Annotated in this window: 14 protein-coding genes; 3 read left to right on the forward strand and 11 right to left on the reverse strand. The window is 72.6% G+C overall.

Translation table 11 applies throughout. The features are described 5' to 3' along the window. Positions 1 to 267 precede the first annotated feature (267 nt). The 9 genes from ACZ592_RS38855 to hrcA all read right to left on the reverse strand — a co-directional run bounded on the left by ACZ592_RS38855 (position 268) and on the right by hrcA (position 10,915). Positions 268 to 1,269, reverse strand: coding sequence for an adenosine deaminase (locus ACZ592_RS38855; protein ID WP_471586478.1), 1,002 nt, complete (start codon positions 1,267 to 1,269; stop codon positions 268 to 270). Between the two features lie 37 nt (positions 1,270 to 1,306). Then, a complete protein-coding gene (locus ACZ592_RS38860; RefSeq protein WP_471586479.1) occupies positions 1,307 to 2,212 on the reverse strand; it encodes a ribonuclease Z in 906 nt (301 codons plus the stop codon). A gap of 14 nt (positions 2,213 to 2,226) precedes the next feature. Then, positions 2,227 to 2,580, reverse strand: a complete 354-nt coding sequence (locus tag ACZ592_RS38865) for a histidine triad nucleotide-binding protein (RefSeq protein ID WP_471586480.1) — start codon at positions 2,578 to 2,580, stop codon at positions 2,227 to 2,229. An 89-nt stretch (positions 2,581 to 2,669) separates the two neighbouring features. Next, positions 2,670 to 5,933 (reverse strand): S41 family peptidase, encoded by a 3,264-nt coding sequence (locus ACZ592_RS38870; RefSeq protein WP_471586481.1) that lies wholly within the window; start codon positions 5,931 to 5,933, stop codon positions 2,670 to 2,672. Positions 5,934 to 6,014: 81 nt separating this feature from the next. After that, on the reverse strand, positions 6,015 to 6,530 hold the full coding sequence (locus tag ACZ592_RS38875) for a hypothetical protein (protein WP_471586482.1): 516 nt from the start codon (positions 6,528 to 6,530) through the stop codon (positions 6,015 to 6,017). 215 nt (positions 6,531 to 6,745) lie between these two features. After that, positions 6,746 to 7,486: a 16S rRNA (uracil(1498)-N(3))-methyltransferase gene (locus ACZ592_RS38880; RefSeq protein WP_471586483.1), complete on the reverse strand. Its 741-nt coding sequence runs from the start codon at positions 7,484 to 7,486 to the stop codon at positions 6,746 to 6,748. Continuing rightward, positions 7,483 to 8,589, reverse strand: coding sequence for a nitronate monooxygenase (locus ACZ592_RS38885; protein WP_471586484.1), 1,107 nt, complete (start codon positions 8,587 to 8,589; stop codon positions 7,483 to 7,485). Before ACZ592_RS38885 ends, ACZ592_RS38880 begins: the two co-directional genes overlap by 4 nt. Positions 8,590 to 8,758: 169 nt before the next feature. Beyond that, positions 8,759 to 9,898 (reverse strand): molecular chaperone DnaJ, encoded by a 1,140-nt coding sequence (dnaJ, locus tag ACZ592_RS38890; RefSeq protein WP_471586485.1) that lies wholly within the window; start codon positions 9,896 to 9,898, stop codon positions 8,759 to 8,761. Next, the gene (gene hrcA, locus ACZ592_RS38895; protein ID WP_471586486.1) at positions 9,899 to 10,915 is read right to left on the reverse strand and encodes a heat-inducible transcriptional repressor HrcA; all 1,017 of its coding nucleotides are present in this window, start codon (positions 10,913 to 10,915) and stop codon (positions 9,899 to 9,901) included. 210 nt (positions 10,916 to 11,125) lie between these two features. On the opposite strand from hrcA, the gene ACZ592_RS38900 reads away from it, so the two are divergent. After that, positions 11,126 to 11,869 carry an MBL fold metallo-hydrolase gene (locus ACZ592_RS38900; RefSeq protein ID WP_471586487.1) on the forward strand — a complete coding sequence of 248 codons (744 nt, stop codon included), beginning with the start codon at positions 11,126 to 11,128 and terminating at the stop codon, positions 11,867 to 11,869. A gap of 35 nt (positions 11,870 to 11,904) precedes the next feature. Next, the gene (locus tag ACZ592_RS38905) at positions 11,905 to 12,717 is read left to right on the forward strand and encodes a DUF3097 domain-containing protein (RefSeq protein WP_471586488.1); all 813 of its coding nucleotides are present in this window, start codon (positions 11,905 to 11,907) and stop codon (positions 12,715 to 12,717) included. A gap of 537 nt (positions 12,718 to 13,254) precedes the next feature. Here the strand turns inward: ACZ592_RS38905 and hemW are convergent. Then, positions 13,255 to 14,487, reverse strand: coding sequence for a radical SAM family heme chaperone HemW (gene hemW, locus ACZ592_RS38910; RefSeq protein WP_471586489.1), 1,233 nt, complete (start codon positions 14,485 to 14,487; stop codon positions 13,255 to 13,257). A gap of 39 nt (positions 14,488 to 14,526) precedes the next feature. Further along, positions 14,527 to 16,443 carry a SpoIIE family protein phosphatase gene (locus tag ACZ592_RS38915; RefSeq protein ID WP_471586490.1) on the reverse strand — a complete coding sequence of 639 codons (1,917 nt, stop codon included), beginning with the start codon at positions 16,441 to 16,443 and terminating at the stop codon, positions 14,527 to 14,529. A gap of 228 nt (positions 16,444 to 16,671) precedes the next feature. Here ACZ592_RS38915 and ACZ592_RS38920 point away from each other — a divergent pair, with 228 nt between their 5' ends. Next, complete coding sequence (locus tag ACZ592_RS38920; protein ID WP_471586501.1) at positions 16,672 to 20,763, forward strand: HAMP domain-containing protein; 4,092 nt, start codon at positions 16,672 to 16,674, stop codon at positions 20,761 to 20,763. Positions 20,764 to 20,768 lie beyond the last annotated feature (5 nt).

Here is a 20,768-nt window from a genome sequence, read left to right on the forward strand (position 1 = left end):
GGAACGTCGAGACGCACGGGACGAGTTCGGCCCCGGTCGGCTCGATCAGGCCGCCGGTCGCGGGCCGTTGGCGTACGTCACACGGCGGCCCACCGCCTCGGCCCCTGCGGCGGGCAGTGAGCTCGCGGGGGCGGGCGGTGGGCCGGAGAGCCGGAGGGCCGTGTCAGCCGTGGATCCGCACGAAGGAATCCGTGCGCCGGCCGTATCCGGCGCAGGCGATCAGTCGGTCAGGCGATCAGTCGATCAGTTGATCAGTCGATCAGTTGATCAGTCGAACGAATAGGCCTCGACCTCGGCGAGGTAGCGCGCCCGCAGCGCCTCGTCCGCCTCGTCCCGGTCGAGGAAGGCCGCCTCGAAGGAGTTGCGTGCGAGCGTGCGCAGCCGTTCCCCGTCGAGCCCGAGCGCCTCGCCCACGGCCCGGAAGTTGTCGTCGGCGTACCCGCCGAAGTAGGCCGGGTCGTCGGAGTTGACCGTGCACACCAGGCCCGCGTCGAGCATCTTGGGCAGCGGGTGCTCCTCCAGTACGTCGATGGCGCGCAGCCGGACGTTGGAGAGCGGGCAGAGCGTGAGCGGCACGCGGTCGCGGACCAGGCGCTCCACCAGCTGTGGGTCCTCCATGCAGCGCAGCCCGTGGTCGATGCGCTCGACGCCCAGCACGTCCAGGGCCTCCGTGATGTACGCGGGCGGCCCTTCCTCGCCCGCGTGGGCGACGCGCCGCAGACCGCGTGCGGCGGCGGCCTCGTACACCTTCTGGAACTTGGCCGGCGGGTGGCCGACCTCGGCCGAGTCCAGGCCGATGCCGATGATCCGGTGGAGGTGGGGCTCGGCGGCCGTCAGGGTCTCCAGCGCGGAGTCGGCGGACTGGTCGCGCAGGAAGCACATGATGAGGCGCGTGGAGATGCCGTGCCGCTCCTCGCTGCGGTCCAGGGCGCGGCACAGGCCCTCGACGACCGTGGCGATGGGGATGCCGCGTGCGGTGTGCGCCTGCGGGTCGAAGAAGATCTCCGCGTGCCGCACGCCCTGTCGGGCGGCGCGGGCGAGGTAGGCGTCCGCGAGCTCCTCGAAGTCGGCCTCGGTGCGCAGTACGGCCATCAGGCGGTAGTAGAGGTTCAGGAAGCTCTGGAGGTCGTCGAAGAGGTAGGCCTTGCGGAGCTCTTCGGTGTCGGCGTAGGGGAGTTCGACGCCGTTGCGCGCGGCGAGGGCGAAGGCGAGCTCGGGTTCGAGGGTACCTTCGATGTGGAGGTGGAGTTCGGCCTTGGGGATCGGCATGGTGCGGTCTCGCTCGGGTTGTTCCGGGTGGGGGTGCTCAGGGGCGTCGGGGCAGCGGGATCCTCGACAGGTCGCGGGCGACGGTGAGTTCACCGTCGAACCCGGCGGCGCGGGCCTGGTGCTCGTAGGCGCCCGGGTCGGGGTAGCGCTGGCTGAAGTGCGTGAGGACGAGGTGGCGCACGCCCGCTTCGACGGCCACGCGGGCGGCCTGTCCCGCGGTCAAGTGGCCGTGGTCGGTGGCGAGTCGCTCGTCCTCGTCGAGGAACGTCGACTCGATGACGAGCATGTCGCAGCCCTCGGCGAGCGCGTGCACGCCGTCGCAGAGCCGGGTGTCCATCACGAAGGCGAACCGCTGCCCGCGCCGCACCTCGCTGACCTCGTCGAGGGTGACGCCGCCGAGGCTGCCCTCCTTCTGGAGCCGCCCGACGTCGGGCCCCGCGATGCCGTGCCCGGCCAGCAGGCGGGGCAGCATCCGGCGCCCGTCGGGCTCGGTCACGCGGTAGCCGTACGACTCGACGGGGTGCGACAGCTTCATCGCGTCCAGGGTGTACGAGGGCGTGGTGGCGAGCGGCCCGTCCTCGGCGACCGGCGCCTCGGTGAGCCGCACGGTCTCGCGGTAGGCCGTCGCGTACCGCAGGCGGTCGAAGAAGTGCTGCCCCGACGCCGGGTAATGGGCGGTGACCGGGTGCGGGACCCGGTCGAGGTTGATGCGCTGGATCACCCCGGCCAGGCCCAGGGAGTGGTCGCCGTGGAAGTGCGTCACGCAGATCCGGTGCAGGTCGTGGGCGGCGACCCCGGCGCGCAGCATCTGGCGCTGCGTGCCCTCGCCGGGGTCGAACATGATGCCCTGGCCATCCCAGAGCAGGACGTAGCCGTTGTGGTTGCGGTGCCGGGTGGGGACCTGGCTGGCGGTGCCGAGCACCACCAGTTCTCGTACGGACAAGGAGAGCGGCCCCGCTATCCGGGCGGCCACTGGAGGCCGCGGCCGCCCAGGACGTGCGCGTGCGCGTGGAAGACGGTCTGGCCGGCGCCGGAGCCGGTGTTGAAGACGATGCGGTAGCTGTCCGCGCCCTCCTGGGCGGCGACCTCACCGGCCTCCCGCAGCACGTCCGCGGCGGTCTCCGGCTCGGCGGCGGCCAGCGAGGCCGCGTCCGGGTGGTGCACCTTGGGGATCACCAGGACGTGGGTGGGCGCCTGCGGGTTGATGTCGCGGAAGGCGACGGTCGTCTCGGTCTCCCGGACGACCGTCGCCGGCACCTCACCCGCGACGATCTTGCAGAACAGGCAGTCGCTTTGCGCTTCGCCCGCCATGGGCCGCCTCCTAGCTGAGCTTGGGCACGATCCGAACGATCAGTACGTCCGGCATGCTATCGGCCCGAGCGCCGGCGGCCCCGGCAAGGTCAGCCGGTGCCCGGGACGGCCGGCGCGGTCTTCGCCGGGTTCTCCGCCAGCGCGGCCAGCGCGATGCGGACCGCCTCGTCCAACTGCGGGTCACGGCCCGCCGCGTGGTCGTCGGGGGTGGTGACGACCTCCACGTCCGGGTCGACGCCGTGGTTCTCGACGCCCCACTCCTGGCCCTCCAGCCAGAACGCGTACTTCGGCTGCGTCACCAGCGTCCCGTCGACCAGGTGGTAGCGGCTGTCGATGCCGATGACACCGCCCCAGGTGCGGGTGCCCACCACCGGGCCGATGCCGAGCGCCCTGATCGCCGCGTTCACGATGTCGCCGTCGGAGCCGGAGAACTCGTTGGCGACGGCGACGACGGGTCCGCGCGGCGCGTCCGCGGGGTAGCTGAAGGGGCGCGAGCCGCGGGGCAGGTCCCAGCCGACGATGCGGCGGGCCAGCTTCTCCACGACGAGCTGCGAGGTGTGCCCGCCGCGGTTCTCCCTGATGTCGACGACCAGCCCCTCGCGGGCCACCTCCACGCGCAGGTCGCGGTGGATCTGGGCCCAGCCGGGCGCCTGCATGTCGGGGACGTGGAGGTAGCCGAGGCGGCCGCCGGAACGCTCGTGGACACAGGCCCGCCGGTCGGCGACCCAGGCGTGGTAGCGCAGCGGCTCCTCGTCGTCGACGGGGATCACCACGGCGTGCCGCGGATCGCCGCCGCCGGACGGCGAGACGGTCAGCTCGACGGGCTTGTCCGCGGTGCCCACGAGCAGCGGTCCCGGGCCCGTGACCGGGTCGACGGGACGGCCGTTGACCTCGATGACCGCGTCACCGGGGCGGATCGCGACGCCGGGCGCGGCGAGCGGCGACCGCGCGGCCGGGTCGGAGGTCTCCGAGGGCAGCACCCGGTCGACGCGCCACAGGCCGTCCGCGCCGCGCGAGAGGTCCGCGCCGAGCAGCCCCTGGCGCTGCGCGCCGCCCCCGCCGCCGCCCGGGACGACGTAGGCGTGCGAGGTGCCGAGCTCGCCGTGCACCTCCCACAGCAGGTCGACGAGGTCGTCGTGGGTGGCGACGCGGGACAGGACCGGGCGGTAGCGCTCCAGGACGGCGTCCCAGTCGACGCCGCCCATGTCGGGCCGCCAGAAGTTGTCCCGCATGAGGCGGCCCGTCTCGTCGTACATCTGGCGCCACTCGGCGGCCGGGTCGACGGTGTGGCGGACGCGGGTGAGGTCGACGGTGATGTTCGTGTCGCTGTCCTCGTCGCCGGAGGCGCGCCGGTCGCTGGGCACGACCTTCAGTTTGCCGTCGGTCCACAGCAGGACGCGCTTGCCGTCGCCGGTGACGGCGAAGTGGTCGGCGTCGCCCGACAGTTCCTCGACGCGGTGCTGCGCGAAGTCGTACCGCTCCAGCTCGGTCTTGGGGTCCGGGTCGTGCGGGGTGGCACGGGAGGCGCCGAGCACGCCGCGCACCGGGTGGCGCAGCCAGAGCAGCCCGTCCTTGGCGGCCCGCAGGGTGGTGTAGCGGGCGGCCTCGACGGGGAACGGCACGATGCGGTCGGCGAGCCCGTCGAAGTCGATGCGGGTGACGGGCGCGCCCTCGCTGTCGGGCGTCTCGGCGCCGTCCTGCGCCTCGAAGGGCCTGCCGTGCCGCTGCGGTCCGAAGGGGGACGGTGTGGTCGCGGCGAGGGTGATCAGGTACGGCCGGGAGCCGCCGACGAACGCGAGGTCGAAGACGTGCTCGTCGTAGACCGGGTCGAAGGCGCGCGCGGACAGGAACGCGAGGTGCTTGCCGTCGAGGGTGAACGCGGGGGCGTAGTCGCGGAAGCGCAGCGGGGTCGCCTCGGACACCGACAGGTCGGCGGTGTTGGCCAGCTTGAGCTGTCGCAGCGGGCGCGGCCCGGGATGCGACCAGGCGAGCCAGGCGGAGTCGGGCGAGAAGACGAGCCCGGTGGCCTCGCCGTCCTCGCCCCGGTCGACCTCGCGGACCTCGCCGCTCTCCCGCTCGACGAGCAGGACGCGGCCGTCGTGCGAGGCGACGGCGGCGCGGGAGCCGTCCGGCGCCATGGCGAGCGAGAGGACCCGGCCGAGCTGTCCTGCGGCGAGCCTGCGGGGGGTGGCGCCGGGGGCGGGCCCGGTGGCCGGGGCGAACTCCAGGGCCTCGTCGCCCTCCGCGTCCGTGACCCACACGACGTGTTCCTCGCCCTGCACGCGGAAGGTGCGGGGCAGCCTGGCGCGGACCCCGTGCTCGGCGGCGAGCGCGCGGGCGGGTCCCTCGCGGTGCGTGACCCAGTGCACGGAGCCGCGCACGGAGACCGCGCTGCCGCGTCCGGTGTGGTCGGGCGCGGCGGCCCCGAACCAGCGGGCGGCGGAGACGGGGTGCGGCTGCAGATCGGTGCGCTGCCCGCCGAGGCGGATGTCCAGACGGCGCGGCGCCACGCCCGACAGGTCGTCCAGGAGCCAGAGTTCACCGGCCGACGAGTAGATGACGCGGGTGCCGTCGGTGGCCGCGTGCCGTGCGTAGAACCCCTGGCCGCCGTCGGTGTGCCGGCGCAGGTCCGAGCCGTCGGGCAGCGAGGAGTAGAGCGAGCCGACGCCCTCGTGGTCGCAGAGGAAGGCGATGCGCTCGCCCACCCAGAGCGGGTACTCGATGTTCCCGTCGAGCTCTTCGTGAACGCGTACGAAACGCTCGCCTCCATCGGCGCCGTCCGCCGCGCCCGCGCCGCCCGCGCCGTCCCCGTCGGGCGCCGTCCGGATCCACAACTTGCCCGCGGTGCCGCCCCGGTACCGCTTCCACCAGGCCGCCTCGCGGCCCATCGGCACGGAGAGCAGCAGGAGTTGCCCGTCCGGCCCGTGCGCGACATCGCCGACGTGACCGTACGGCAGCGTGGCCGCGGGCCCGCCGTCGAGCGGCACGGCCCGCGCCCAGGTGCGGCGCAGCGAGGCCTGGCCCGCCGCGGTGACCGCGAGGACCTGTCCCCCGGGGGTCCAGCCGCGCACGGCGGTCTTCCAACTCCCCCAGTACGTCAGGCGCTTGGCGGGCCCGCCGTCGAGGGGCGCGATGTGCACCTCGGGGGCGCCGTCGCGGGTGGAGGTCCAGGCGACGGTCGTCCCGTCCGGGGAGATCCGGGGGTGGTTCACGGGCATGTTGTCGGCACTGACCCGCCAGGCGCGGCCCCCGTCGAGGGGTGCGACCCAGACGTCGTCCTCGGCCGTGAAGGTGGTCAACTCGCCGTGGATGTGCGGGAACCGGAGATACGCGGAGTGCGCTGCCTCTGTCACGCCGTCCAGCCTAGGCAGGCTCCGCGCGCCCCGGAAGCGGTTTGGATCACTTGGCCGGGGCCGCCCGGTCTGCTTCCCCGCTCACTTGCCGGGAACGCAGTCGCAGGTCGGCCGCGGCGGCGGGTCCGGGGTCGCGGTCACGGTGACGGTGGTGGTGGGCGCGGGACCGGGCTCGTCGTGGGAGGGCGAAGGGCGGTGGGTGCCGGGCGGCCCGGAGGTCTGGCCGCCCCCGCCTCCACCCCCGTTCCCGCCCCCGCCCCCGTTCCCGTCGCCCTGCGCGCAGTTGCCGAGGACGCCGACGCCGAACCACTCCTTGCCGTCCACCTCGGCGGTGAGGTTGCCGCGTACGCAGTGGCCGTCGACGACGGAGCGCACCTTGCCCCTGATGGTGATGTCCTTGCCGTCGTCGGTCTCGCCCCGGCAGTCCACGGTGACCACGGCCTCGGACGACGCGGACCTGTCGCGCGGGGTGACCTTGTCCTCGAACCGGGCGGTACAGCTGAGCCACGCCACGTCGGCGTGCTGCCGCTCCAGCTCCTTGGTGCCCATCTCGTCGGTGGTGAGCGCGACGGCGGCGGTATTGACGGACCCGTTCACGGGATCGCACGCGGTGACGCCCGACACGGCAACGCCGGCCACCCCCACGGCACACAGAACCGACGCACACCTCCTCCACCGGACCCGACCGTTTCCACGTGACCGCCGCGATGCCCCCATGGGCGGCAGAGTGCCACCGGAGGCGGCGGGGCGGTAGGGCGCTTGCGGCCATCTGTCACCCGCGGGAGGGAACCGGTCGCCCGGCCCGTCTCAGCTCAGGACCAGCGTCCCGTACGCCCCAGCAGCAGTGCCGTCGCCGCCGTCCCCGCCGTCGACGTGCGCAGCACGCTGCGGCCGAGCCGGTACGGCTTCGCGCCCGCGTCCGCGAACGCCGCCAACTCGTCCGGGGACACGCCCCCTTCGGGGCCCACCACCAGCACGATGTGTCCGCTCGCGGGGAGTTGCGCGGTGGCCAGCGGCTCGCTGCCCTCCTCGTGCAGGACGGCGGCGAGGTCGGCGTCCGCGAGGAGCGCGGCGACCTGCTTGGTCGACGCGGCGTCGGCGATCTCGGGGAAGCGGACCCGTCGCGACTGCTTGCCCGCCTCGCGCGCGGTGGCCCGCCACTTGGCGAGGGCCTTGAGACCCCGGTCGCCCTTCCACTGCGTGATGCAGCGCGAGGCGGTCCACGGGACGACGGCGTCGACGCCGGTCTCCGTCATCGTCTCCACGGCGAGTTCACCGCGGTCGCCCTTGGGCAGCGCCTGCACGACGGTGATCCGCGGGGCGTCCGCGGGCTCCTCGGTGACCGTGTCCATCGTGAGGATCAGCCGGTCCTTGCCCTCGGTGTCGAGGACCACGCACGGTGCCCACCGTCCGGCACCGTCGGTCAGGACGACGTCCTCACCGGCGTGCAGCCGCTTCACGGAGACGGCGTGCCGCCCTTCGGGCCCCTCCAGTACGTAGCGTCCGCCGGCGCCCGCGGTGAGGTCGTCGACGACGAAGACGGGGGCGGTCACGCGGCGCCGCCCGGCGTTCCCTGGGCTCCCTGCTCGTCGGTCCCGGACGCCAACGACGCCTTCGCCTCGGCCAGTTCGGCCGCGAGCACCTCCACGAGCTGTCCGGCAGGCAGCTCCCGGGAGAGCCGGTGGCCCTGCCCGGCCCAGAGCGCCATGGCCTGCGCGTCGCCGGCCTTCGCCGCGGCCTTGCGCAGACCGCTGGTGAGGTGGTGGACCTGGGGGTAGGCGGCGGGGGCGTACGGGCCGTGCTCGCGCATGAAGCGGTTGACGAGGCCGCGCGCGGGGCGCCCGGAGAACGCGCGGGTCAGCTCGGTCCGTACGAAGAGCGGGTTGGTCATGGCCTGCTTGTGCAGGGCGTTGGCGCCCGACTCGGGCGCGACCAGGAACGCCGTGCCGAGCTGCGCCGCGTCCGCGCCCGCCGCGAGCACCGCGGCGATCTGCGCGCCGCGCATCAGGCCGCCGGCCGCGACGAGCGGGATCTGCACGGTCTCGCGGACCTGCGTGACGAGGGCGAGCAGACCGATCCCGGCGCCGTCGGCCTCGGGGTTGTCCCGGTGGGTGCCCTGGTGGCCGCCCGCCTCGATGCCCTGCACGCACACGGCGTCGGCGCCGGACCACTGGGCGGTCTGGGCCTCCTCGGCCGTGGTGACGGTGACGACGGTCAGCGTGCCGACGCGCGCGAAGGCGTCGAGGACGTCGCGGGTGGGGCAGCCGAAGGTGAAGGAGACGAGCGGCACCGGGTCGTCGAGGAGGATCGCGAGCTTGGCGTCGTAGCCGTCGTCACGGCCGCTGTCCGGGTCGCCGAGCTGCGTCTCGTACCAGCTCGCCTCGCCCGTCAGCTGGCTGCGGTAGACCTCGACGGCCGCGGCGTCGGCGGTGTCGGGCTGCGGCATGAAGAGGTTGACGCCGAAGGGCCGCGAGGTGAGCCCCCGCAACTGTTTGATCTCCTGGTACATGCCGTCGGCGGTCTTGTACCCGGCGGCGAGGAATCCGAGCCCCCCGGCCTCGGAGACGGCGGCGGCGAGCTGGGGGCACGAGGCGCCGCCGGCCATGGGGGCCTGCACGATCGGAAGGCGGCAGAGATCGGTCAGTGCGGAGGGCATGAACGCATCGTGCCATGCCCCGCGCGACCGACCGAATCGCGCCCCGTAAGGGGCGGCAAGGGGCGGGGGTCGGTACCGGCGCACGACCCCCATGGCCCCGCGGACGAACGGCAGGACCCCCCGGCACGGAAAACCGTCGCCGGGGGGCCGGGAAAAACCGCTCCGGGCACTACCGCCCGTTGAACGCGTCCTTGAGCCGCGAGAACAGCCCCTGCTGCCCGGGCTGGAACTGCCCGGTGGGCCGCTCCTCGCCGCGCAGCTGCGACAGCTCCCGCAGCACCCGCTCCTGCTCCGCGTCGAGCTTGGTCGGCGTGAGGACCTCGACGTGCACGATGAGGTCGCCCCGGCCGCCGCCCCGCAGGTGCGTGATGCCGCGCCCGTGCAGCGGGACGGACTGCCCCGACTGCGTGCCGGGCCGGATGTCGATCTCCTCCATGCCGTCCAGCGTCTTCAGCGGCACCTTCGTACCGAGCGCCGCCGCCGTCATCGGGATGGTGACGGTGCAGTGCAGGTCGTCGCCGCGCCGCTGGAAGACCTCGTGCGGCAGCTCGTGGATCTCGACGTACAGGTCGCCGGCGGGGCCGCCGCCGGGGCCGACCTCGCCCTCGCCCGCGAGCTGGATGCGGGTGCCGTTGTCGACACCGGCCGGGATCTTCACGGTGAGCGTGCGCCGCGACCGGATGCGGCCGTCGCCGGCGCACTCGGGGCACGGGGTGGGCACGACCGTGCCGAAGCCCTGGCACTGCGGGCAGGGGCGCGAGGTCATGACCTGGCCGAGGAAGGACCGCGTGACCTGCGACACCTCGCCGCGACCGCGGCACATGTCACACGTCTGGGCGGACGTCCCCGGCGCGGCACCCTCACCGCTGCAGGTCGTGCACACCACCGCGGTGTCGACCTGGATGTCCTTGGTGGTCCCGAAGGCGGCCTCGTCGAGGTCGATCTCCAGACGGATCATGGCGTCCTGGCCGCGACGCGTGCGCGAGCGCGGCCCGCGCTGCGACGCCGTCCCGAAGAACGCGTCCATGATGTCCGAGAAGTTCCCGAAGCCACCGGCCCCGAAACCGCCCGCGCCACCGCCGCCGCCCGCCTGGGACAGCGGGTCGCCACCGAGGTCGTAGACCTGCTTCTTCTGCGGGTCCGACAACACCTCGTAGGCGGCGTTGATCTCCTTGAAGCGCTCCTGAGTCTTCGGATCCGGATTCACATCCGGGTGAAGCTCACGCGCCAGCCTCCGGAAGGCCTTCTTGATCTCGTCCTGGGAAGCGTCGCGGCGCACGCCGAGTACGGCGTAGTAGTCCGTGGCCACTTACGACTCCGCCAGGATCTGTCCGACGTAACGTGCCACTGCGCGTACTGCTCCCATCGTTCCCGGATAGTCCATGCGGGTCGGTCCGACCACGCCGAGCTTGGCGACTGCCTCGCTTCCCGAACCGTAGCCGACCGAGACCACGGACGTGGAGCTGAGTCCCTCATGGGCGTTCTCGTGACCGATCCGTACGGCCATGCCCGAATCCTGTACCTCCCCCAGCAACTTGAGGAGCACGACCTGCTCCTCCAGCGCCTCGAGGACGGGACGGATGGTGAGGGGAAAGTCATGCCCGAAGCGGGTGAGATTGGCGGTGCCGCCGATCATCAGCCGCTCTTCGGTCTCCTCCACGAGCGTCTCGAGGAGGGTGGACAGGACGGTCGCGACCGTGCCCCTGTCCTCCGCCTCGAAGGCCTCGGGGAGGTCCTGCACGAGCTGCGGCACATCGGCGAAGCGCCGGCCCGCGACCCGGCTGTTGAGCCGCGCCCGCAGGTCCGCGAGCGCGCTCTCGCCGAACGGCGCCGGGCAGTCGATCATGCGCTGCTCGACCCGGCCGGTGTCCGTGATCAGTACGAGCATCAGCCGCGCCGGGGCCAGCGAGAGCAGCTCCACGTGCCGCACCGTCGACCTCGTGAGCGACGGGTACTGCACGACGGCGACCTGCCGCGTCAGCTGCGCGAGCAGCCGCACCGTGCGCCCCACGACGTCGTCGAGGTCGACGGCGCCGTCGAGGAAGTTCTGGATGGCCCGGCGCTCGGGACCGGTCATCGGCTTGACGCCGGCCAGTTTGTCGACGAACAGGCGGTAGCCCTTGTCCGTCGGGATGCGCCCCGCGCTGGTGTGGGGCTGGGCGATGAAGCCCTCCTCCTCCAGCGCCGCCATGTCGTTGCGGACGGTGGCCGGGGAGACCCCCAGACGGTGCCGCTCGGTGAGCGCCTTGGAGCCGACGGGCTCCTCCGTCCCCACGTAGTCATGGACGATGGCGCGCAGCACCTCGAGCCTGCGTTCATTGAGCATCGCGCACACCTCCAGCTGTCTCCGTCGTTCACGACGGGCCCCGGCATCCCCCGAGCCCCCGCCTGGCACTCACCGCGGGCGAGTGCCAGCCTTTCAATGGGTCAGTGTACGGCCGTCGGGTACGGCCCCGGCAAGGGCCGACCCCGCCCCGTCGTGCCGATGCGCCCGGGAGCGGCTGCCGAACACCGCCCGTACGGATAGCGTCACCGTATGAACGTGGCACTGGCATGGGAAGCGGCGGGCTGGGAGCGGCTCGGGCCGCACGTGGGACGGTGCCGGCTGCCCGTCTGGGACTGCACGGCGGGGCTCGTCGCCGGGGACGACGCGGCGCTCATGATCGATGCGGGGTCGAGTCTGGCCGAGGGCGCGGCCCTGCGGATCCGGGCCCGGCAGATCCTCGGCGGCGCCCGCAGGGTCACGCATCTCGCCCTCACGCACCCGCACTTCGACCACGTGCTCGGCGCTGCGGCCTTCGCGGGCGTGGAGGTGTACGGAGCGGTGGGCATCGACGCGGTCTTCGCCGGGGGCGGCGACGAGCTGCGCGCGGACGCGGTGCGCCAGGGCGTGCCCGAGGACGCGGCGGCGGAGGCGGCCGACCTCCTGGTCCGCCCGCACCACCTGGTGTCCGGCGAGTGGACGCTCGACCTGGGCGGCGGCCTCCAGGTGCTGCTGGCGAACGTCGGCCCCGCGCACTCGGGACACGACCTGGCGGTGCTGGTGCCGGGCGTCGACGGGGGCCGGGAGACCGTCTTCTGCGGTGACCTCGTCGAGGAGTCGGGCGAACCGCAGGCGGGCCCGGACGCGGTACCCGGACGCTGGCCCTCGGCCCTGGACCGCCTCCTGGAGCTGGGCGGCGAGGACGCGGTGTACGTACCGGGGCACGGTGCCGCCGTCGATGCGGCTTTTGTCCGCGCGCAGCGCGACACACTGGCCGCCCGCTTCGGCGTGTCGTAACCACGCACGCGTCCGTTCTTCCTATCGTCGGCAGAATGCGCCAGTACTCCGCCGATCTCACGCCCCCTTGGAAGAAGCCGAAGCCCGTCCCCGAGGTGGCGGCGGACGCCGGCCTCGTGGTCGAGGAGCTGAGCACGGGATTCTGCGGGGCGGTGATCCGGTGCGAGAAGACGGCGCAGGGCCCGACGGTGACGCTGGAGGACCGCTTCGGCAAGCACCGGGTCTTCCCGATGGAGCCGCGCGGCTTCCTCCTCGAGGGCCGCACCGTCACTCTCGTACGCCCCGCCTCGGCCTCGGCCCCCACCCGTCCCTCACGCACCGCGTCCGGCTCGGTGGCCGTTCCCGGCGCACGGGCCAGGACCGCGCGCGCCGGGCGCATCTACGTCGAGGGCCGCCACGACGCCGAGCTCGTCGAACGCGTCTGGGGCGACGACCTGCGCATCGAGGGCGTCGTCGTCGAGTACCTGGAAGGCATCGACGACCTCCCCGCGATCGTCGCCGAGTTCGCGCCAGGACCCGACGCGCGCCTGGGCGTCCTGGTGGACCACCTGGTCCCCGGCTCCAAGGAGTCCCGCATCGCGGCGGAGGTCACCAGCGCGCACGCGCTGGTGGTCGGGCACCCCTACATCGACGTGTGGGAGGCCGTGAAGCCGTCCTCGGTCGGCATCGAGGCGTGGCCGCGGGTGCCGCGGGGGCAGGACTGGAAGACGGGAGTGTGCGAGGCGCTGGGGTGGCCCGCGAACACGGGGGCGGCGTGGCAGCGGATCCTGGGCTCGGTGCGCAGCTACAAGGACCTTGAGCCGGCGCTGTTGGGGCGAGTGGAGGAACTGATCGACTTCGTCACGTGACCCACCCCCCTGGGCCTCGGGCTCGTATCGCCCCGGGCCGCTCCGTGGGGCCGGGCTCGCGCGCGGCTGCTGTTGCTTCAAGGAACACGGGAAACAACCCGACAAGCCACAACACACCCACACCCACAAACCACCCGGGCCCCCAACGACGGGTGGACCTTCAGGGACGCGAGGAACAGCGCAACAAGCCACGACGCACCCGCACCCACAACCACCCGGGCCCGCAACGGCGGGTGGGCGTTCAGGGGCGCGAGGAACTGCGCGACAAGCCACAACACACCCGCACCCACAAACCACCCGGCCCCCAACGGCGGATAGGCCTTCAGGGGCGCGAGGAACTGCGCGACCAGCCACAACACACCCGCACCCACAAACCACCCGGGCCCCCAACGACGGGTAGGCCTTCAGGGGCGCGAGGAACTGCGCGACAAGCCACAACACACCCGCACCCACCCCCACAGGACAGCCCCCACCCACCCAAACCGTCCAAGGCCCAGGGGCCAGGGACCAGCACAGCACAGGCCCCTCCCTGCGGGACTAGTCCACCAGGTCGCGGACCACCGCGTCCGCCAGGAGACGCCCCCGCAGCGTCAACACCGCCCGCCCCTCCGCATAGGGCCCCGCCTCGAGGAGCCCGTCCGCGAGCGCCCGGCGCGACGCCGCGAGGCCGGCCTCCTTGAGGAGGGACAGCACACAGCCCTCCCGCAGCCGAAGCTCCAGCAGGATCCGCTCCACCCGCCGGTCCTCCGCGGACAGCACCTCACGCCCGGCCCCGGGCGACCCCCCACCGGCCAGCGCCCCCGCGTACGCGCCGGGATGCTTGACGTTCCACCACCGCACTCCCCCCACGTGACTGTGCGCCCCGGGCCCCGCGCCCCACCAGTCCGCTCCCCGCCAGTACAGCTCGTTGTGCAGGCACCGCCCCGCATCGGACGTGGCCCAGTTGGACACCTCGTACCAGTCGAAGCCCGCGGCCCCCAGCACCTCGTCGGCGATCAGGTACCGGTCCGCGTGCACGTCGTCGTCGGTCATCGGCACCTCCCCGCGCCGGATCCGCCGTGCGAGCTGCGTCCCCTCCTCGACGATCAGCGCGTAGGCGCTGACGTGGTCGGGTCCGGCGCCGATGGCCGCGTCCAGCGAGGCCCGCCAGTCGTCGTCACTCTCGCCGGGGGTGCCGTAGATCAGGTCGAGGTTGACGTGGTCGAAGCCGGCCGCCCGCGCCTCCGCGACACACGCCTCGGGCCGCCCCGGCGTGTGCGTACGGTCGAGGATCTTCAGGACGTGCTGCCTGGCGCTCTGCATGCCGAAGGAGATCCGGTTGAAGCCGCCCTCCCGCAGCTCGCCCAGATACGCCGCGTCGACCGACTCCGGGTTCGCCTCGGTCGTGATCTCCGCGTCGTCCGCGAGCCCGAACTCGTCCCGTACGGCGCCGAGCATGCGTACGAGATCGCCCGCGGCGAGGAGCGTCGGCGTACCGCCCCCGACGAAGACGGTCCGCACCGGCCGCGGATCGTCGCCGAGGACCTTCCGCGCGAGCCGTACCTCGTCGATCAGGGTGTCCGCGTAGTTGTCGCGAGAGGCGAGGACACCGCCGGAGCCGCGCAGCTCGGTCGCCGTGTAGGTGTTGAAGTCGCAGTAGCCGCAGCGCGTGGCGCAGTACGGAACGTGCAGGTAGAAGCCGAGGGGGCGGGAGGCCGCGCCGGCCAGGGCGGACGCGGGCAGCGCGCCGTCCTCGGGCATGGGCTCACCGTCGGGCAGTGCGGAAGGCATACCTTCGATTGTCCCGCACGGCGGGCGCGGCGCGGCCCCTCACCGTGCCCGCAGCACCAGCAACGCCATGTCGTCGTCCAGCGGCCGCTCCGAGAACTCGTGCACGAGGCGGCGGATCCGCTCCGCCACCAGCCCCGCGTCGAGCCCCGCGCAGCCGGCCAGCGCCTCCGCGAGGCCGTTCCCGTCGTCGAACAGGAGCCGCCCGGAGCGGCGCTCGGTGACGCCGTCCGTGACGCACAGGAGCGTCTCGCCGGCCCGCAGGTCGAAGCTCTCGCTCGTGTACGTCTCGTCGTCGACGACCCCGAGCAGCATCTGCGGGCTCGCCGCCTCCCGGACCTCGCCCTCGGGCGACATGAGGAGCGGCAGCGGGTGCCCGGCGCAGGCGATGGTGCAGCGCACTCCCCCTTCGTACGGGACGAGCTCGCCGTACAGGAGGGAGAGGAAGCGGGAGGTGGGGCCGTCGGGCGGCACGCCCTGACCGCCCGCGACGGCGACGACCGCGGCCGCCGCGTCGGCCGCCTCGGTCGCGTCGTCGAGCAGGAGCTGGTTGAGACGGTCCATGACCTCGGCGACCTGGTAGCCCTCGCGGGCGAGCAGCCGCAGCCAGGGCCGGGCGAGACCGATGACGACGGCCGCCTCGGGGCCCTTGCCCTGGACGTCGCCGAGCGCGAAGCACCAGCGCCCGTCGCCCGCGTGGAAGACGTCGTAGAAGTCGCCGCCGGGTCCGCCCTTGTCGCGCGGCTCGTACACCAGGCCGCTCTCCACGCCGGGGATCTCCGCGACCTTGCTGGGCAGCAGGCCGCGCTGGAGGACCTGGCTGATGTTGGCCTGGCGCTGGTAGCGGCGGGCGGTGCTGATCGCGAGGGCCACGCGGCGGCTGAAGTCCTCGACGAGGCCGGTGATCTCGTCGGCGAACCGCATGAGGCCCGCGCGGCCGATGACCAGGGTGCCGAGCGCGCGCCCGCCCGCGGCCAGCCGGTAGGCGAGGGCCGCGCCGGTCGTGCCGCCCGCGATCGCGTCCCCGGGCCAGGGCACGGGGAAGGCACCGGAGCCTGCCGTGTCGGGGAGCCGGGGCGGCTCCTTCTCCAGGACGCGGCGGAGTTCCTCTATCCGGTGCTCGCTGGTGTGCCACACGCGGGCCAGGCGCGCCCCCGGCGCCCCGCCGGCCCCGCGCGCCGATCCCTCCGAGACGTCGTCGAGCCAGACCGCGCACCAGTCGGCGAGGCGCGGCACGAGCAGCTGTCCCGCGAGGGCGGCGACCAGGTCCTCGTCGAACTGGCCCGCGAGCAGGTCGGAGGCCTCGGCGAGGAAGGTGAGCGCGCCGCGGTTGACCCACTCCGTGTCGTGCGAGGCCCGCTTGGGCAGGGGCGCGAGGATCTCGGCGGCGCGCAGTCCGCGCTGCGTCGCCTGGTCGCTCGCGTACGACTCGATCTCGTGGACGGCCTGGACGCCCTCGACGGGCAGCCGGGCCCAGACGGTCTTGGTGCCGGTGCGGTAGGTGATGCCCCAGGACTCGGAGAGGGTCGCGACGAGGTGCAGGCCGCGGCCGTACTCGGGGGTGCCGGCCGGCGGCGGGCCCTGTTCGCTGCGGACGGCGCGGGAGGGGTGGTGGTCGGAGACCTCGATGACGAGGAAGTCCGTGCTCTCGCCGGGCGGCTTCTCGTCGAGGCGGCACAGCAGCTCGACGGCGGTGCCCGCGTGCACGACGGCGTTCGTCACCAACTCGCTGACGAGCAGCACGGAGTCGTCGGTCAGGCGTTCGGTGAAGCCCGTGGCGGCGGAGACTCCCAGCTCGGTCCAGTCGGCGAGCGCCGCGCGCACAAACCTTCGTGCAGCGGCGGGCGCCAGCGGATTTCCGGGCAGCGACGTACGCACCACCACCGCTGGCCCGGGGCGTTCCGGGGCCGTGGCGGAGGAGCGGAAATCGGTCTCCCGTTGCAGCGGAATGGACCCCACGGTGCGGCTCCTGAGCAGTTCGGGCGAATACGCCTCAGGCGACACCGACAGAGTGACAGACTGACCTCGCCCATAAGCACCGAGTTACTGAAGTGGGCCGTTATGAGTGAGAACAGTGCTATGCCTGCGCTCGGACGCGACCGGATTCCGGTGCCGACGCAGAAGGCCGACCCCGTCACCACCGGTACGGATCCGGCCAACTGTCAGCTGCGCCCGCTTCTCGCCGCCATGCGCGCCGCGCGGGACGGTGACTTCACCAAGGTCCCTCCGGTGGGCGACGGCGTCATCGCCGATCTGTACGCGGTCTTCAACGAGATGCTCGACCGTTCGATTCATTTCGACGGCGAACTCATCCGCGTGCGCCGGGAGATCATCCGGCACGGCCGCCTGGACGAGCGGTTCTCCGCCAGCCCGGGGCAGGGCCGGTGGGCGGCGCGCGTGACGGAGGTCAACACGCTGCTCGACGCGGTGGTCGCCCCGGCGGCGAACGCCACCCGGGTGCTGAACGCGGTGGCGGGCGGCGACTTGACGCAGCGCGTCGACCTGCACGACGGCACCCGTGAGCTGCGGGGCGACCTGCGCCGGCTCGGCCGTGCCGTCAACACGATGGTCGACCAGCTCTCCCTCTTCACCGGCGAGGTCACCCGCGTCGCCCGCGAGGTCGGCACCGAGGGGCGGCTCGGCGGCCGCGCGAAGGTGCGCGGTCTCTCGGGCAGCTGGCGGGACGTGACCGAGGCCGTCAACACGATGGCGGCGCGGCTCACCGCCCAGGTGCGCGACATCGCCCTGGTGACCACGGCGGTGGCGCAGGGCGACCTGACCCGCACGGTCACCGTCGAGGCCACGGGCGAGCTCCTGGAACTGAAGCTCACCGTGAACACGATGGTGGAGCAGCTCTCCGCGTTCGCCGCCGAGGTGACCCGTGTGGCGCGCGAGGTCGGCACGGAGGGCCAGTTGGGCGGCCGCGCCCAGGCCCGCGGGGTGTCGGGCGTGTGGAAGGACCTGACCGACAACGTCAACTTCATGGCGTCGAACCTCACCTCCCAGGTCCGCAACATCGCCCAGGTCACCACCGCCGTCGCCAACGGCGACCTGAGCCAGAAGATCACGGTCGACGCCCGGGGCGAGATCCTGGAGCTGAAGTCGACGGTGAACACGATGGTCGACCAGCTGTCCGCCTTCGCCGACGAGGTCACCCGCGTGGCCCGCGAGGTCGGCACCGAGGGCAACCTCGGCGGCCGTGCTCAGGTGCGGGGTGTGTCGGGCGTGTGGAAGGACCTCACCGACAACGTCAACTTCATGGCGGACAACCTCACCTCCCAGGTGCGCAACATCGCGCTGGTGTCGACGGCGGTCGCCCAGGGCGACCTCGGCAAGAAGATCACGGTCGAGGCGAAGGGCGAGATCCTGGAGCTGAAGTCGACGATCAACACGATGGTCGACCAGCTGTCCGCCTTCGCCGACGAGGTCACCCGCGTGGCCCGCGAGGTCGGCACCGAGGGCAACCTCGGCGGCCAGGCCCAGGTCCGGGGCGTGTCGGGCGTGTGGAAGGACCTGACCGACAACGTCAACTTCATGGCGTCGAACCTCACCTCCCAGGTCCGCAACATCGCCCAGGTCACCACCGCCGTCGCCAACGGCGACCTGTCCAAGATGATCACGGTCACGGCGCGCGGCGAGATCCTGGAGCTGAAGGACACCGTCAACACGATGGTGGAGCAGCTGCGCGCCTTCGCCGACGAGGTGACCCGCGTGGCCCGCGAGGTCGGCACGGACGGCAGGCTCGGCGGCCGCGCGCAGGTCCTCGGGGTGTCCGGGGTGTGGAAGGACCTCACCGACAACGTCAACTACATGGCGGACAACCTCACCGGACAGGTCCGCAACATCGCGCAGGTCGCGACCGCGGTGGCGCAGGGCGACCTCTCCAAGAAGATCGACGTGGACGCGCGCGGCGAGATCCTGGAGCTGAAGACCACCATCAACACCATGGTGGACACGCTGTCCTCGTTCTCCTCCGAGGTGACCCGGGTGGCGCGCGAGGTCGGCTCGGAGGGCCAGCTCGGCGGCCAGGCCCGGGTCGAGGGCGTGTACGGCACCTGGAAGCGCCTGACGACGAACGTGAACGAGCTGGCGCTGAACCTCACCACGCAGGTCCGCGCCATCGCCGAGGTCGCCTCCGCGGTGGCGCAGGGCGACATGACCCGCGCCATCACGGTCGAGACGCGCGGCGAGGTCACCGACCTCAAGGACAACATCAACCTCATGGTCTCCAACCTCCGCGAGACCACCCGCGCCAAGGACTGGCTGGAGTCCAACCTCGCCCGCCTGGCCGGTCTGATGCAGGGCCACCGCGACCTGATGGAGGTCGCCGACCTGATCCTGCGCGAGCTGACCCCGCTGGTGAACGCCCAGTACGGCGCCTTCTTCCTGGCCGACCCGGACACCGCGGAGACCCCGGCGCCCACCCAGGTGACCGCCAAGGGCCTCGCCTTCATCGCCGGGTACGGCGCCGCGCAGGGCTCGGTCGTCGACACCGGCGGGATGCCCGCGCAGGGGCTGGTGCGCCAGGCGGCGCTGGAGAAGAAGCGCATCCTCGTCGAGGAGGTCCCGCCCGACTACATCAAGATCCATTCGGGGCTCGGCGACGCGGCTCCCGCCACGGTCGTCATCATCCCGATCCTCTTCGAGGACAAGCTGCTCGGCGTCATCGAGCTGGCCACGTTCTCCCGCTTCTCCGATGTCCACCTGGCCTTCTTCGACCAGTTCGTGAACACCATCGGCGTGGCGATCAACACCATCATCGCGAACTCCCGCACGGAGTCCCTGCTCGGCGAGTCGCAGCGGCTCGCCATCCAGCTCCAGGAGCGCTCGGACGAACTCCAGCGCCAGCAGGCCGAGCTGCGGCGCTCCAACGCCGAGCTGGAGGAGAAGGCGGCGCTGCTCGCCACGAGCTCCCAGTACAAGTCGGAGTTCCTGGCGAACATGTCGCACGAGCTGCGCACCCCGCTCAACTCCCTGCTGATCCTGGCCCGCCTGCTCTCCGACAACCCCGACGACCACCTCTCCGACCAGGAGGTGCAGTTCGCGACGACGATCCACCGCTCGGGCTCGGACCTGCTCCAGCTCATCAACGACATCCTGGACCTGTCGAAGATCGAGGCCGGCCGGATGGACGTACGCCCCAAGAAGCTCCCGCTGATCAAGGTCCTCGACTACGTCCACGCCACGTTCCGTCCACTCACACTCGACCGAGGTCTCGCCTTCGACGTGTCGGTGGGCGAGGACGTGCCGCGCGAGATGTTCTCCGACGAGCAGCGCCTCCAGCAGATCCTGCGCAACCTGCTCTCGAACGCGGTCAAGTTCACCTCGTCGGGCAGCATCGAGCTGCGGGTCAGCCGGGTCAAGGACACCGCCGTCGACCGGCTGCTCCTCGACAACGACGACCTGCTCTGCTTCGCCGTCAGCGACACCGGCATCGGCATCCCGTCCGAGCAGCTCCCGGTGATCTTCGAGGCCTTCCAGCAGGCCGACGGCACGACCAACCGCAAGTACGGCGGCACCGGCCTCGGCCTCTCCATCAGCCGGGAGATCGCGGGGCTGCTGGGCGGGCGCATCACCGCGGAGAGCCGCCCCGGCCAGGGTTCGACCTTCGCGCTGTACGTGCCCGTGGTGCATCCGGGCCACGGCGCGGCCGCCATCGCGTACGCGGCCGCGCACACCCAGCACCTGCCGGAGCCGCTGGAGCAGGCCGCCCTACGCCCGCACACGGCCCTGGAACCCGACGACAGCTGGCCCACTCCCACCAAGCTGGAGGAGTGGAAGGAAGGGCGTGCGGGCCGCATACTCCCGGGCCGCAGAGTCCTCATCGTCGACGACGACATCCGCAACGTCTTCGCGCTCACGCACGTGCTGAGCCGCGTCGGGATGCCCGTCCTGTACGCGGAGAACGGCCGCGAGGGCATCGAGACCCTGGAGCGCAACCCCGACATCGACATCGTCCTGATGGACATCATGATGCCGGAGATGGACGGCTACGAGACGATGGCCGCGATCCGCCGCAGCCCCCGCTGGCAGGGCCTGCCGATCGTCGCCCTCACCGCCAAGGCCATGCCGGGCGACCGCGAGAAGGCCATCTCACAGGGCGCCACCGACTACGTACCGAAACCCGTGGACGTGGACCAGCTGCTCGGCGTCGTCTGTGCCCTCCTGGACCCCGAGGGCTCCTCCGACGAAGAGGCCCCGTCCCCCGAATCAGAATCCGTCGCTCCGGAACAGCCCGCCGAACAAGGGGAGACAGATGTTCCGCCGGCAACCGAGTGAGGCAA

The organism is Streptomyces sp. NPDC040622 (assembly GCF_055593965.1).

Coding starts and splice junctions, on each gene's coding strand:
- hrcA (WP_471586486.1), bottom strand. CDS start 10,915: ATGCTCAATGAACGCAGGCTCGAGGTGCTGCGCGCCATCGTCCATGAC.
- hemW (WP_471586489.1), bottom strand. CDS start 14,487: ATGCCTTCCGCACTGCCCGACGGTGAGCCCATGCCCGAGGACGGCGCG.
- ACZ592_RS38855 (WP_471586478.1), bottom strand. CDS start 1,269: ATGCCGATCCCCAAGGCCGAACTCCACCTCCACATCGAAGGTACCCTC.
- ACZ592_RS38865 (WP_471586480.1), bottom strand. CDS start 2,580: ATGGCGGGCGAAGCGCAAAGCGACTGCCTGTTCTGCAAGATCGTCGCG.
- ACZ592_RS38920 (WP_471586501.1), top strand. CDS start 16,672: ATGCGCGCCGCGCGGGACGGTGACTTCACCAAGGTCCCTCCGGTGGGC.
- ACZ592_RS38885 (WP_471586484.1), bottom strand. CDS start 8,589: ATGCCCTCCGCACTGACCGATCTCTGCCGCCTTCCGATCGTGCAGGCC.
- ACZ592_RS38905 (WP_471586488.1), top strand. CDS start 11,905: ATGCGCCAGTACTCCGCCGATCTCACGCCCCCTTGGAAGAAGCCGAAG.
- ACZ592_RS38900 (WP_471586487.1), top strand. CDS start 11,126: ATGAACGTGGCACTGGCATGGGAAGCGGCGGGCTGGGAGCGGCTCGGG.